Here is a 15,873-nt window from a genome sequence, read left to right as displayed (position 1 = left end):
GAACCCGGTCAGGCCGCTATCCAGCAAGGTGATCTGATCGACGCCGGAACCGGTTGTGATCGCCGTGTTGCCACCAACCGTGACGGTGTCCAAGGTCACGGTGTTGGCGCCGTTACCGGCGTCCACCGTCAGCGATCCGGTCAAGCCGCTATCCAGCAACAGTATCTGGTCCACGCCTGCGCCGGTCGTGATTGCGGTGTTGCCGCCCACCGTCACCGTCTCCAGCGACACGAGGTTACCGCCATCGCCTGCGGCGACCGTCAACGCACCGGTCAGCCCCGTTGCCAACAACCCGATCAGGTCATTGCCCAGGCCAGTTGTGATCGTGGCGTCTCCGGCAACCGTCACCGTATCCAGCAGCACCCCGTTGTCGCCGTCGCCGGCCGTCACGGTCAACGTGCCGCCCACATGGCTGTCGACCAAACCAATCAGGTCAGCGCCCGTTCCAGAAGTGATTGCCGTATTGCCGCCAACGGTCACCGTGTTCAGCACCACGATGTTGTCGCCATCGCCCGCGCCGATGGTAAGCGTGCCGGTCAAGCCACTGTCCAGCAAGGTGATTTGATCCCCACCCGTGCCGGTCGTGATCGCGGTGTCGCCGCCGATCGTCACGGTATCCAGCGATACCGTGTTATCGCCATCGCCCGCGTGAACGACCACCGACTGCGTGAAGCCGCTGTTGGTCAGGCTGATCAGGTCAACGCCGGAGCCGGTCGTGAGTTGCGCCACGCCACCCACCGTCGCCGCTTCAATCAACAGGATGTTGTCGCCATTGCCTGCGTTGACAACCAGCCCGCCGGTCAGGCCACTGTCCAGCAACACAATCAGATCCACGCCCGAACCGGACGTGATCGAGGTGTCGCCCCCGACGCTCAGGGTATCCAACAACAGGCCGTTGTCGCCGTCACCGGCATCCACGGTCAGCGCGCCGGTCAGACTGCTGTCCACCAGCGTGATCTGGTCCGCGCCCGCACCGGTCGTGACCGACGTATCGCCGCCCACCGTCACGGTCTCCACCAGCACGATATTGCCGCCGTCTCCAGCAGCCATCGTCAGCGCGCCGGTCAGGCCGCTATCCCGCAGCGTGATCTGATCCAGGCCCGCACCGGTGATGATCGACGTATCGCCACCGATCGTCGCGGTGTCCAGCAGCACGATGTTGTCGCCTGCGCCGCCGTCCACCGACACATTGCCAGCAACCTGCGTATTCAGGATCGACACCGTGTCGTCGCCCTGCCCGCTTTGTACCGTCACATTGCCGCGCAGGTCCGTGGTGTTGAAGACGATGGTGTCGTCGCCATCCAGCGTCCGCACGGTGGTCTGCTGCTGCTTGACCAGCAGCGCCTGCACCGTGATGCGATCCTGGCCTGCGCCGCCCGTCACGTCCAGCAACGCGCCCTGCGTCAGTGCATTGCCAACATCCACTCCGCCACCGATGTCGGCGGTATTGCTGAAGGTGATGGTGTTGTCGCCAGTCTGGCTGCCATAGACGTAAATCTCTGGCGCCAACAGGCGGCCATTGACGTCGATCACCGTCGCCTTGCCATAGCTGGCCGTGCCACGATCATCGCGATCCGCGCGCAGGTTCATGCGCTGACCGGACTGGATCAGGGCGCCCGGCTGTAGGCCGTTGCGCGCGGCCAGCGACAAGTTGTTGCCCGCCAGCAAACTCAGCACGCCCGCCGTGCGGATCACCGAGTCCGCCGCCAGAACGATGTCACCCGACGCGCCGGCCTGCCCAGCCTCGTAGCGTGCCGCAAGCCAGGCATTATCAGCCTGGATAAAGCCGACGTTCATCGACAGTGCTTGCGATACGCCCTGCGCGTCGTCAGCGCGGCCCGATTGCACCAGCGCCACATTGCCGCCAGCCCGCACGTTGATCGTGGACTGCGCGCCCACCGCCGCGACAATCAGCGCGTCGTTGACCGCCGTGCCCGCGATATCCGGTTGCGCATAGCCGCCGACCGAGCCGGCCGCCACGAAGTACAGGCTGCCGCCGGTCACGACCGCATCGAGGCGGTCGCCGGACAGTCCCGGTTGCGCGGTCTTGTCGTTGACGATGCTGGCCTGGCTGCTCAGGCGGATCTCATCGCGGGACCGCGATTCCACCCTTGCCAATGTCAGGTCGTGCGCGCCCAGCTGGCTTAGCGACACCGTGCCCAGCGCGGAAGCCACCAAGTAGCCAGACATGTCCGTCAGCAGCGGCGAGCCCGCCGTGCCGATGGTGCCCGACAGGGTTTCCAGCCACACATTGCGCGCCGTAATCGCCGCCTGACCCGCCGGCGTTCCGTTCAAGATGGAGTCCAGCGCATAGATGCGCGCGTCGCCGCGCACGCCGTTAGCGTCGACCACATCAATGCCGCCCAGCCGCAAACCATGCATGCCGTACAGATTGACGCCCGTGGTCGCCTCGGCGCGCACCGTGGCCTGCGTGTCGGCCGCCGACACGCTGACCAGCAACGGCGTGCCCTGCTGCGACACATCGCTGCCCAGTTGGCCCACTGACTTGCCGGCGATCAATGCAATCTCGCGCACATAGCCCAGGCCCGCCAGATCCGTCGCGCTCAGGTCCGTCAACATGACGTTGGCGTACTGGCGCTGGCCGGCAGATGTCGCGTTCAGAATCGACTGCCCCGCCTGCAACGTCACGCTGCCCGCCGAGACCACCTGACCCACCAGCAAATTGGCGTCCGTCTTATAGGAAGAGCCGCCCGCCGCCGTGCCCTTGGTGTTGGCAAGCACCAGATTCAGATCCTGCGAACCGAACTGCGCCACCCGCGCCACACCGCCCGCTTCCACATACAGCGAGTGGCCTGCGGCCAGACTCAGTTGCAGATGCTTGCTGGCGTCATATTGGTAGATGCCGTTGTTGTCCTTCGTGCTGCCAACGATGTCCTTGTCCGCCACCAGGCTGACCTGGCCACTGCTCTCCAGCGTGCCAGCATCGGTGCCGATGATGGAACCGCCTTGAGCGCTGACCGTGATCGTGACGCCTTGCTTGCCGTGGATATCACCCAGGCGAATGCTGCCGTTCGGCGAATCCAGGCCGACCGTCGTATCGCTATACGCCGACACCACGCCATTGACGGCCTGCACTGCCAGTGAACGGGTCAGCTTCAAGGTCAGATAACGCGGGTCGCGCATATCGCCAACCAGCATGCCGTTGCTCAAGGCCTGCGGGCTGGCGCCATCCTGCGCCATGTACGGCACGTTAATCTGGCTCCAGACCGGATCCAGGAAGCCGCTTCCAATATCAACCACTTGCACGCCGCCGGCTTGGGCCGCCGCAATATTGGCGGCCAATTGCGCGCGCTGGCCGGCCGTGGCCCCTTCCAGCATCTTGCTGTTGTAGACAAAGACCTCGCGGCCGTTCTGATACAGATCAAAGCGATCCGCAAACAGGAACTGCACGGCGCTATTGGCTGCCAGCGTCGTGCCCAGCATCAGCGAGGCATCGTTGGAGAACAGCGGTTCAAAGCGCTGCCACAGGCTTGTGTCCGTGAAGTCCACGTTGTCGCGATCCAACGGCATCGTGCCGGCTGGGCCAATGTAGCGATACAGCGTGTGATACACGCCCGCCAGGTTGACGGCATTGGCGCGCGACAGCACCGCCTTGTCCGCTTCCGACAGCGAATCAAACACGTTCGCCCGTTCTGAGCCCGGCAGCGTGCTCAAGTCGGGCAGCGCCAGCGTGTAGTCGCCCAGTTCAGCGCCGATCGACCCTTGGCCGGAGGTGCGCAGCACGATGCCCCCGCCCGCCTTCACGTTCAGGAAGCGGTCGGCCGGCGGCGCCCCCTCGGCGGCGCCATCCAGGTCAAAGACCTGTTCGTTGATGGCGGCCGACACCGGGTACAGCAAGTTGTTCTCGATATTGCGCAGCGTGGCCGTCGAGAAGTAGAAGAAGTAGCCCGCGTCGTACGTACTGCCGTACAGCGCGATTTCCTCGGCGGTCTGCGTCGGCGCGTTGGCAAGCTGGGTGTACGTGCGCGTATAGGCAACGACATTCGCGCCATTCAGGCTGGAGGCATCGAACGCCAGCGTGATGGCCTCGCCCATATTGGGATACAAGGCCAGCAGGCCATCGTTCTTGCCCGCGCCGGTCTGGTACAACATGGCGTCAGACAAGGACGCCGCCAGACGAATCGTGCCGTCCGCGCTCACGATCGCGTAGTAAGCCGTGTCGGCCCGAACGTTGCCGATCGACTGCCGGAAATAGATCTCGTCGCCCGTGCGCAGGGCGCGCAGTTGCCCCGTCCCATCGTCCACGATGTTCATATTGGCCAGCTTGAAGCTGCCCGAGCCCACCGATACCAGGCCCGAGGTCGCCGTGCCCACCTGGGACGTCAGACGATCACGCCAGTAATTATGGTATTCGGCAGTCTGCGCCAGTTCCTTGTCGACCACATAGTCGTAGACGACCTGATTGCGCGTGGACTTGATTAGATTCTGCGCTGCCGCCAGATCCAGCACGGCCGGCAGATAGTTCGGATCGAAAGCCTGATTCTTCAGTTGTTCATGCAGTGCCAGCATCTGGGCGCTGAGCCCTGCCGTCGAACCGGCCGGTTGCGACTGGAACAGATGCGTCGATACGGTAAACATGCCGCGGATATTCGCCGCGGAAAAGCCCGTCAGCAACTCGCCTTGAATACCGGCATCCGTGAACAACGCCTTGACCAACGCCTGTCCTTCCGGCGTCTGATTCAGCAGATTGATCTGCTGATACAGCATTGCCTGTTCCTTGGAGGCGAACAACTGGATGGTGTTGTTGGCGCCCACCAGCACGAAGTAGGCAACATCGGTTTGCAGGCTGGAGGTCTTGCCGGTCTGCAAGCGAACGTCATTCAGGTAGACCCGATCGAAGTTCTGTAGCGCGCGATAGCCCGTCACATTGCCGCTTGCATCGGTGACCGGCACGATATCCATGCTGGTCAGCGTGATGACGTTGTCGGCGGTCACGGTCGCGCCGCTGGCAGCGGCGTCCAGCAACTTGACCGTCACCGCGCCCGGCGAACTGCCTGCCAGTCGCAGGATCGCGTCCACGCTCACGGCGGCGGCATTGCCGTTGAACGCGCCATCCACGCTATCGGACAGCGTGACGGAACGGCCATTGACGCTCTTGATGTAGTAAATGGCCGTCTGCGTGGAGTTCGCGAAGCTCAGTTCCACGCGCTGGCCCTGCACCAGGCTGTCGTTGCCCGGCAGTGTCAGTGTCGCGTTGCCGAATTGCGTCAGCGATTGCTGTGCGAAGCCATTGTCAACCAGGCGAATCCCCGCATTCACCTTCATGCCTTGCAGCGTCGGCGTGTAGCTGCCGGCCGAGCTTGTGTCATGAATGTTGGTGTTCTTGTAGATATCCAGGTCTTCCAGCTGCGACTTCTGCGCGTACACGCTGCCGCTGAAGGTGATACGGCCCGTCAGCCAGGCGCTGTCTGGACTGTTCTCGTCCAGCGCGTTGCCAAAGGCATCGACGATGGTCAGGATCTTCACCGTGCCGTTGTCATACACGCCCAGGTCATGGCCCTGCAATGAACCGTTCTGGTTCGTCATGTACAGGTCCAGCCCCGCCAGCGAGATCGACTGACCCGCCTTCAACAAGGCCTTGATGCTGTTGGCCAACTGGGCGCGCGCCGTGTCGCTCATCGCGGCGGTGCTGAGATCCCACGAAAACCCGTTGCCGATGTCCACATACTGGGCATAGTTCGTCGCGCCGCCCGTCTGCGTCTCCGTATAGGTGTGGAACGGCAGCACGTTGCTGCCACCCCAGCCCCAGAAGTAGGACTGAGGTTGGTCCGCCGTCAACACCCCCTGCTTGAGCGCGATGGCGCCAAAGCCGCGAGCCAGGCTATAGGCGATGGTCGGCGCACCCGTCGCCGTCGCTTGACCCAAGCCCGTCAAGCCATATTTCAGCTGTGTGGGCAGCGTCACCGACTGAACGACGTTGGCGGCATTGCGCACGTAGTAGTTCTTCTGGGCGATGGCCGCGCCATCGAACTGGACCGACACGTAGCGTTGGCCGCCGCCGTTGAGCGAGGTCGCCGGCGAGCCGTCGGCCAGCACCAGGTTCAGCGATTCCACGCGACGGGTGTATTCCACCCCGTCCACGGTGAAGGTGATCATGCTGCCGACCAGACCATTGATCGCCGCATTCATCCAGTCGTTGTATCCCTGGACCGTCGTGATGTTGCCCGGCACATTCAGGTTCAACTGCGCCGCCGACAGCGACACCTTGTTGGACGTGACCGTACGTTCGACCACCGACCACGCCGATGCCGGTGGCGTAGGCGAGCCCACCAGGTTCTGGTAGAGCGAACCCGGACCCACCGGAATCATTGCCGACGGATTCGCCAGGTTGTATTGATCAATCGCCGAAATGATCGTCGACGTGATATCCACGTCGCCCGCAGGCAGGCTGCCGACGGCCTGGCCGCTGGCCGGCACCTGGGGTGCCACGGTATTCGCGGTACCCGTATAGCTGCCCGCGCCGGCTTCTCCGGCAGCGTTGCCCAGCACAATGTTCAGGTTGTGATGACCGGTCGCGTCCGTCACCGTCAGATCGCCCACATACGGGGACTTGAGCGTGATCAGGATCGTGTCGAAGCTGGGCGTGCCCCACCAGTTGCCGTTCGTGTTCGTCTGCGTGGGCAGGATCTGATCAATCAGCAACTGCTGATTGCCCACCTTGATATAGGTGAAGGTACGCAGCTTGGCCAGGGCCTGTGCATAGAAGTCGTTGCCGAACGAAAGCCCCGTCAACTGTTCAAGCATGGCTGTCGTCAGCGACAAGCGCAGCGTATCGGACCCCTGTTGCATGTTCAACGTGCCGGATGGCAACGTGAACGTGATGGGCAGGTTGGCGTTGGACACGTCGGTACCGGTGGCCAGCGCATACGCCGGCCCGTACAGCACGCCCTGGCTGCCGGCCGTGTAGCCCAGCGCCGCCAGCGATGCCGGCGCCGCCGTCAAGCCGGTCAGCGGGTCGTACACCGAGAACGAGAAGCGATAGACGCCGCCCACGCCAAAGTCCGCGCCCGGGGTCAGATAACCCAGGATTTCAGTGCGAGCGTTGCCGTTCAGGCTGTTGTTGTAGGCCAGGCGCACCAGGCGGTGATCTTCCACCGCCGCCTTCAGCGCGGACGCATACTGCGCCGCCGTCATGCTGATGGCCAGATATTGGCCGCCTTCGGCCTGGGTGCTCAGGAACGTGCCCACGCCACCCAGCGTGATGGTCGCCGTCTGCAACGAACGCACGCCCGACCAGTAACTGTCGTACTGCGCCAGTTGCGCGCTCAGGTCGGCCAGAATCTTGGCGGTGACCGTCGGATAGGCCTTTTCGGTGGCCGTGCGTGTGTCTGCCAGTTCGCCGTCCAGCAGCGAACCGCCGTTGAGCGTGATGTTGACGCTGCCCATTTCGGCAAACACCGACGCCTGCGGGTTGGACCAATTGACCGGTTTGACCAGCACCAGGTCCGCGTTCAGCACATTCTGTGCCAGGTAGATGCTCTTGTCGGCGCCGGCCGGGCCGCCGGCCAGGCCAGCCTGGGCCGCGAAGCCCTGCCGCGCATGGACCGTCAGCGCCTGGGAAGCCGTGCCGATGGCGCCGTAGCCCGCATTCAGTTCGATGCGGTTGCCCGACACAACCGTGTCGCTACCCGCGGACGCATGCGTGAAGATGCCGTTAAGCGCTTCGATATAGACCGTGCCCGCCGAGGACGCCACTTTTTGCAGCGTCGCCCAGGAACTGTTGCCGCCATCCGAGAAATAGCTCAGGCGGATGTCGTTGCGGGCTTCGGCGCGCGTGAAACCGTTGGAACCCATGATGTTCAGGTTGATCGCGCCACCCAGCGCAATCGCCTCGACATTGACCTGCGCGCCCGCGCCCGACGGCATCTTGCCATCAGGATCGCGCGCCATGATGCCGACTTCGCCTTGCATGGTGATCGACGTCGGCTTGGACGCCGACACGGCTTCGATATGGACTTGCTTGCCATTGCCGACGATCAGATTGCCCGCCAGCGTCACATTGCCGTTGCTGCGGATATAGATGGCGTTTTCGTTGACGCTGGAGCCCATGAAGCTCAGCGTGATTTGCTGGGAAGCGGGCACGTAGAACGTGAACAATTCCTGCTGCTTCTTTTCGACCACTTGCGTCAGCGTGGTGGTCTTGGTGCGCAGCCAGCCGCCGCCACTGGTGTGCGGGCCGTCATTGCGGACCAGCACGCCCGTGTTGAACTTGCGGTATGCCACGGTGAACACGTTGGGGTCCAGCGTTTCGCCACCTGTGGTCGACAAGCTGTAGCGCGTGCCATCCGGCGCCACGATGGAACCGTTGACGTCCTGCACCAGCGTCTGAGTGCCGCTGCCTTCGATCGTGGTCGGCAGCAGCGCGTCGTTCAGCTTGCCGCCGGCGTTCAACTGGTCTTTGAGCGTGTCAGGCACGGAACCCGCGCCGTTGTAGGCGACAACCGTCGATACCAGTACCGGTCTTGGGGTCTCATACACCGTGACCGGGCCGGACTTGGTCGTGTTCTTGTCCGTCAGCCAGCCCAGGGGATCCCAATCGCCAAACAGGTTGAAGCGCTTGGTCGTATAGGTGGTCGTGGTGGTTTCACCGGAACTCCAGCCCATCACCCACACCATCGTCTGGCCAGCTTGCGGCTTGTAGCTGAAATTCAGCGTTTGGCCCGCCGCCAGGGTGCCGGATTCCAGCGCCTTGCCAGCCGTCGTGCGCGCCGTTCCCGCGTCTTCATAGACCCAGATCCAATCCGGCTGACCTACGCTGGTCGGCGTGACCTGCACGAACTTGTTCCAGACGGTATGCACGACGTTATCGACGCCCTGCAATTCATACAGGTCGCGTTGACCGCGCGCCGTATCGATGATTTCGATGCGGCCCCGGCGATACGTGCTGACGTCGATATCGTGTGTGACCAGCGCGTAGGTCGTCTGGTTGTCGATATGCACCGAAGCGTAGCCGTTGGCGACGATCAGGTTGCCGTTGCCCACCGACACGATCTGCCCCGTCAGCGAAATGCTGCCACCCGCCAGGCGGATGGGATCCAGGATGATGGTCTGCGTCGCGTAGTCAAAGCGGCCGGTGATGGCGCCGTACCGGTTCAACGAACCGTCGGCACTGAACGCCACACCCGTGACCGCGTAACCGTTGTAGTCTTGCAGCGCCTTGTCCTGGTCGCCGCGGAACGAACTGTCGATACGGATGTACGCATCGGTCAGGCCGCTTTGGATCTTGCCGTCGATATTCAGCGTCAACGCCGAGATATTCACGGCGCCCAGCGCGAAGATTCGCGAATCGCGTGCGGCCGAGTTGTTGTTCAGGTACTGCGTGAACGGATCCAGCTTGGTGGAGTTCCATGCAAGCAGCACGTTCTGCATCGTGTCGCTGATGCCGGTGCTCTTGCCGCCGTTCTTCAGCGCAAGAATGACGTTGGACCAGCTATCGTTGAGCAGCGTGGGATCCGATCCGGTATTGAACCAGCCCTCGCTTTGCAGGCTGAAGTTGCCCTTGGCCACGATATCCAGGCTGACGGCCTGAATCGTACCGGACACACTGATGCTGCCCAGCGTATTGATCACGGACACCTTGCCCAGCGGGTTCACTACCGAACCCAGCAGGCTCAGGTCCACCGGCGCGTTCTTCAACATGCCGGCCACTTCGCTGTCCAGTGCGCCGCCGAACGGGTCGGTTGCCCAAGTGTTGCGGATCTGGCTGATATTGACTTCCGCCAGATCAGAACCCGACGCGCCCTTGACGGACACGTCATTGATATACAGGTGCCCGGTCTTGAACACCTTCAACTGGCCATCCGAACCCGGCCGGATGATCGTGCCGTCCATGACGACCGCGTCGTTCACATTCATCAACATCGGCGAATCGTTCACGATGTTGATCTGCGTGTTGGCGCGGGCGTCGATGCCGGCCGTCTTCACGCCCGTGACGTCGGTCGCGCTGATGTAGACCGAACCGCCCGATGCGTACATATCGGGAACGTCGATATAGAACGTGCTGAACGAATCCAGATAGCGGATCTGGCCATTGACCACCGTCGTCATCTGGATGCTTTGCAACTGTTGTTTCAGCGCGGCGATGTTCGCCTGGTAACGCGCCACGGCCTGGGCGTCCGACGCATGCTGCGCCTGCATCACCGTCAGCGTGCGGATCTGCTCGCTGATGATGTTCTGCTGGCTGCCGTAGCGCAGCGTGGGCTGCGCGATGTCGGCCGTCTTCAACACGTAGTACATGCTGCCGACCTTGTCGGCGGCAAACGTGCCGAAATCCCAGCTCAGTGCGTCGTCGCGCTGTTCCTGGGTCAGCGATGGATTGCGCAGCCAGTAACCGTTGCTGTAGTTCTCCGTCGCCAGGTTCAGATCCCGGCTGTCCAGGCTGTTGTAGTAGTAGTAATCGTTGCCCTTCTTCACGACCATGCCGGTCGTGACATTGACTTTGATGTCTTCGGCGCGGAAGGCGGTCAGCTCATAGCGCACGTCGATGTTGACGGTGCCGGCAGCGCCATCCAGACTGGTCTTGCCCGCGCCCAGCAGCTTTTCCAGAATGGCCTTGACGATGGGCGAGTTCGGGTCGAACGCCACGGACGGGTTCGACTGCGTGGGCAGGGTCAAGCCGGCCAGTGCCAGCTGGGCCAACAGTTCGGCCGGAATCACAAACAAATTGGCGGCGTTGTTCACGCCGGCGATGATTTGCGTGAGGTTGCCCGTAGCCACCTTGCTGGACGTTGTGTCCACGACGCCATCGGCCAGGTCCGCCGTGGGGTTCAGATTCAGGCCAATCACCTGCACCGACCCATTGACATGGGCCTGGTCCAGTTTCGACGGATTGGTTTCCAGGCGCACGTTGCGCTGCGCCTTCAGCAGCGATCCGTTGCCCGCCACGCCATCAATCAGGACGGTATTGATTTGACGCGCCTTGGCGCCGCTATCCACGTCCGGAATCTGAGCAATGCCCACCAGCGTGAACGACACATTGTCGTTGGCCAGCAGATAACCGGTGGACAACGGGTCTGACGCCTTGCCGCTGCCGGCAAGGGCCAGGATGCTGTCAGCTTCGATCGAGGAATTATTGATCTCGATGGCGTTGCGCACCGTCAGATCATTATTGCTGTCGGACTTGCTGAAGCTGGAAACTGCTACCACCAGCAGGTCGCTGATGGTCGTGGTGACGCCCCGCGTGTTGGCGGCCATGACCACATCGCCAAACGCATTGCGCAGGAACGCCCCCTCGACCTTGACCTTGGACAGCGCGCCGTCGGTGCTGAGCTTATTGGTGGACAGCGTGACCGATACGCCGGACACCCCGGTGATCTTGTTGCGCTGGGTATAGATGATGTCGTTGGTGGCCACCAGGTCCAACATGCCCGGGGTCTGGAAATTGCCACGCGCCTGTACGACGGTCATCCCCGCCGAATCGATGGTGTCGCCCGTCTGCCGTGCACCGGTGATGGTAATCGTCGATTCCGGCTTGATGTCCACGGTGTGCTTGCTGACGTCGGCCCCAGCCACTCTGACCGAATAGCCGCTTAGCGTGGACGTGCCGCGCACGGTATTGTTGCTGCGGATATCCAGCTTGTTGCCGATCACCTGTGCGCCGCCGCTGATGTCGATGCTGGACTTGCCGCCCACATCGACGTCGATCTTGCCCTGCCGGCCGGCCACCAGCGCAATCGTGCCTGCATCCATCTTGACATCGACCGACTGCACCTGGCTGGCGGTAATGCTCAGCAGCGTGCCGTCGATGCGTGCGTTGTTGCCAATCTGAATGCCCGCATCCAGATTCGTCGTCAGGGTCGCGCTATCGATCGACACCGTGACGCCGCCCACTTCCAGCGAACGGGCTTCGGCCAGCAGACCGGCCTCGCCGTTGCGGTCGGTGGTGGCTCCCACCGTGATGCCAATGATCTCGCCTTGCAGCGTCGCGTTATCCACCGACGCTTTCAGCGAACCGCTCAGTATGGTTTCGGCGCTCATCACGCCGACGCCGATCACCCCACCGGTGATTGCCTTGGAATAGGCACGGCCGTAATACGTGCCCTGCGCATTGATGTTGATCATGCCCGGCGTGATACCCAGGCCGGCCGTGGTGGTTGATATGCCTTGCAGCAAAGCGCCGTTCGTCGCTTGTGCCAGCGTCGTCGTGCCAATGTCCACCAAGGCCTTGTTGACGTTGACCGCCAAGCCCGTGGTGGCGGCAACGCCGGCCGTCTGGGTTTGGCTGAAATCCACGCTGACCAGCGCATTCATGTCCACGACGGGTGCCATGACATTGGCGCCGTCCACGGTTGCCGTGGTGGTGTCGCGAGCAATGTTCTCGGCAATCCCCACGCCAATCGCCGCGCCGATCACGCCCACCGCCACACTGACCTGGGTCAGGTCAATCTCGGCGGTCACCTTGGTGTCGGCCTTGATTTCCACCTTGCCCAGCGACCCGACCTTGCCCGGGCCTGAAATCCTGGCACTGACATTGTTGCGCGTGTTGTTGGTCACGCGCACGCCCGCGCCCGACGCGGCAATGCCGCCACCGACGGCCACCGACGCCGTCACGGCATCCAGACCCTTGAAATTGGTCTGTTCCAGCGCCAGCACCGACACGGCGTCGTTCGCCCCGATGTCCTTGCCGCTGACGGTATTGATGTACGCATTGACGGTATTGGCCGCCTCGCTGTCCACCAAGGTGACGGCCAGCGCCAGATTGAAGCCGAACGAGCCCGGCACGGGCAACGAGGCCGAGACCGCCACGCCATAGGCGCCGGACTTCAGGATCGTGCTGGTGTCTTGCGCGCGCACCGTGATGGCGCCCGCGCCACCCGTCATGCCTGCGGTCACGGCCGAATTGTCGATATACGCCGTGGTACGGGTCGCAAAGCGATTGGTCACGTCCACGCCCGAGCCTGCGGCCGAACCGCCCAAGCCGGCCACTGCGACGCTACCGGCGAAATTAACGCTGGTCAGGGTCTCGGTGGAGGTGGCCAGCACCTCGACATTGCCCTTGGTCACCGTGATGTTGCTGTTGTTGATATAGGCCAGCGCGCTGTTCGTGCGGGTGACGCCATTGCCCGAATAGGCACCGAAGGTGTTCTTCGCGATCGACACGCCGATGCTTGCCGCGGCGCCCGCGCCCGTGGCGCTGACCGAAATCGCGCCCGTCACCGCCGAAATCGTGGCGGTGTTGTCGGCCTTGACCGACACCCCCGTCCCCGCCGTGATGTCAGACCCATCAATGAAACCACTGACTTCGTTGGCCGCGATATGGGTGCCTTCCGCGCCCGACCCGCTGACCGACACGCCACTGAAACCCGCTGCCACGGATGCCGCCACCGACACGCCGTCCAGCGCAGCGGTCTCCAGGGCGGACACCGCCACCTTGTCCGATACGCTCAGCGTCGAAGCCGACACGCCGGCCTTCACACTCACGGCCGCGATGTTGCTGGCTACCGATGCGCCCACGGACAGCGAACCGCCTTGCATCGCAAACGCCAATGACGCGCCGATGGCCTTGGCCTCAAGCGTCGTCTTGTCCTCGGCGCCCACCGTCACGCGCGTCATCTGCGCGTTGGCGCCAGACTTCAGCGTGGAATTCGATACCGACGCCTCGACCGCCCCCAGGGCCTTGTTGCTGGCCAGGGCCACGCCCACGGAAAGTGCCAGGCCTTGCGCCGTGCCGGCCAGGCTGGCGCCCGCCGCGGTCGCCTTCAACGTCGACGTGTTCGACGCCTTGACGCTCAGGCTGTCCGCCGCGCGCACATTGGGATCAATCTGTGTCAGCCCGTCGACGCTGGCGCGCGTGACCGCGCGCGACGTGTTGGAGGCCGATGACCCCGCCGCGGCCAACGCCACCCCGTTGTAGGCAATGCCGACCGCGCCCGCGACCACCACGGTTTCCAGGGTCTGGACGGTGTCGGCCGTGACATTGATGGCCCCCAGATTGGAGACCTGCGTATTGCTCAGGCTGGCGCGTGCGCCCGCCGCATCCGTGATCTCGTTCTCGGCAACCGATGCGCCAATGGCCAGCGAACCGCCGGCCGCCGTGAAGGCGACGCTGGCGACCACCACGGTGGCCTTGATCGTGCCGCTCATGTCGGCATCGATGGTCAGCGCGTTGGCGCCATTGCCGTTGATGCGCGAGCCGTTCACCACCGCCACGGCGGAGGAACTGATCACGTTGCGGGCATCCGCGCCGCCACCCGCCAGCGAGATGCCGCCCAGGCCGACGCCCACGGCGATCGAAGCCGCAACCGACACCGTATTGATCGTGGCCTTGCTGTCTGCCTTGACCGTGATCGCGGACGCGCCCGCAAAGTTCACGCCGTCCACCTTGGCCAAGGTGTCGTTGCCCACGTCGTTCTGGGCCAGCGACGCGGCAACCGACAGCGCCGCCGTCGCGCCCAGCGACACCGCCACCGCGATCGCCACGGCGGCGATGGTGCTGTCGATGCGCGCTTGATCCAGCGCGATGACGGACACGCTGCCCGCATTCCAGGCATGCGCCTGGTTCAAATCGGTAATGCGGGCAGTGATGCCCGTCTTGATCTTGTTGACCGCCCGCGCACCGGCGCCGGCCCCCGACACCGCCAGGCTGGCGCCATCCACGATGGGCGGCGCATAGGCCACCGACACCGCGACCGCGCCGGCCACGACCACCGCATCGATGCTCTGCTGCTCGTCAACGCTGCCGTCCGCCTTGAACGTCACGTTGCTGGCATTCACCGTCACCACACCGGCGGTGACCGTGCTGCCATCAATGGAAGCCAGGATTTCATTGACTGGCCGCCCAGCGCCCAATGCCACCACCTGACCCGCACTGTTGACGTCGTAGCCGATGACGTTTTCAGCCATCGCCACGCCCACGGATGCCGATGCGGCAGCGTAATGGCTGACCGACACCGAGGCCGACATGCCCAGCACCACGGCATTGATCTGCGACAGACCCAGCGCCAGCACGTCCAGCGCGCCCAGCGTCCCGCCCGTGCCGGATGTATTGATCACCGCGTCCGCGATGCCTGCCTGCACGCTGGCCGAGATGACGTTGCGCGCCAGCGCCCCGCCTCCGCCGATGGCCGCGTTGGCGCTATCGCCTACCGACACCGCCACCGACGCGCCCAGCACGACCGACAAGATGTCAGCCTGCTGCGAGGCGCTGACCTTCAAGTTGGTCCCGCCCGTTTCGATGCTGCCGCCCTGGATATTGGCGTGCACCGTGTTGAAGACCTTGTTGACCGCCACGCTGGTGCCCACCGCGATGGCCACGCCTGCACTGCCGGCCTGGACACTGACCGCGCCGCCAATGGCAATGGCGGTGATGGAGGCCCTGTCGGATGCCGACACCGTCACGCCCTGGTTGCCGCCGCGTGCGCGGATAACCGAGTTGTCAATCAGCGCCTTGACCACGGTGCTGATGTTGCTGATGGCCACCGACACGCCCACGGACGCGCCCGCGCCCATGCCGCCCGCCGACACCGCCACGGCAAGCGCGCCAGCCACGGCCACGATGCTGCCCGTGTTTTCGGCATTGACGCGCACATCGCCGTTGACGAAGCTGCCCGTCACCGGGTCCACATTCTTGATCGTCGCCTGGACCGACCCGCCGATCGTGTTGCCGCTGCCCGCGCCGGCGCCTGCGCCCGCGAAGCCCTGCCCCACGGCCACCGCCGCCGCCACGCCGATCGATGCCGACACAATCCGCGAGTCGTTGATCGCATCCACGGCAATGCCATTGGCAGATCCGATCTGGGTGCGCAGGCTGCCGTCGTTGATCGCGCTGCCGTCGATATAGGCCGTCGTTTGATTGTTGATGGCGTTGTCGGTTGCCGACACGCCGGCCGCGATCCCTGCCCCGCTGCCCGGCGA

1 protein-coding gene (running past one end of the window) is annotated in these 15,873 nt (G+C 63.8%); it reads right to left on the bottom strand.

Annotated elements, in window-relative coordinates; all coding sequences use genetic code 11:
• The coding region annotated (locus HV753_RS11735; RefSeq protein ID WP_175174605.1) for a DUF4347 domain-containing protein crosses the window boundary (this coding region is incomplete at its 3' end): on the bottom strand, window positions 1–15,873 show 15,873 of its 28,212 nt. The annotated region continues 12,339 nt past the right edge of the window.

This window comes from Achromobacter pestifer (genome assembly GCF_902859625.1).
Taxonomy (GTDB): domain Bacteria; phylum Pseudomonadota; class Gammaproteobacteria; order Burkholderiales; family Burkholderiaceae_B; genus Achromobacter; species Achromobacter pestifer.
The sequence above is the reverse complement of the archived record's forward strand: the minus strand, read 5'-3'. Positions and strand labels throughout refer to the sequence as shown.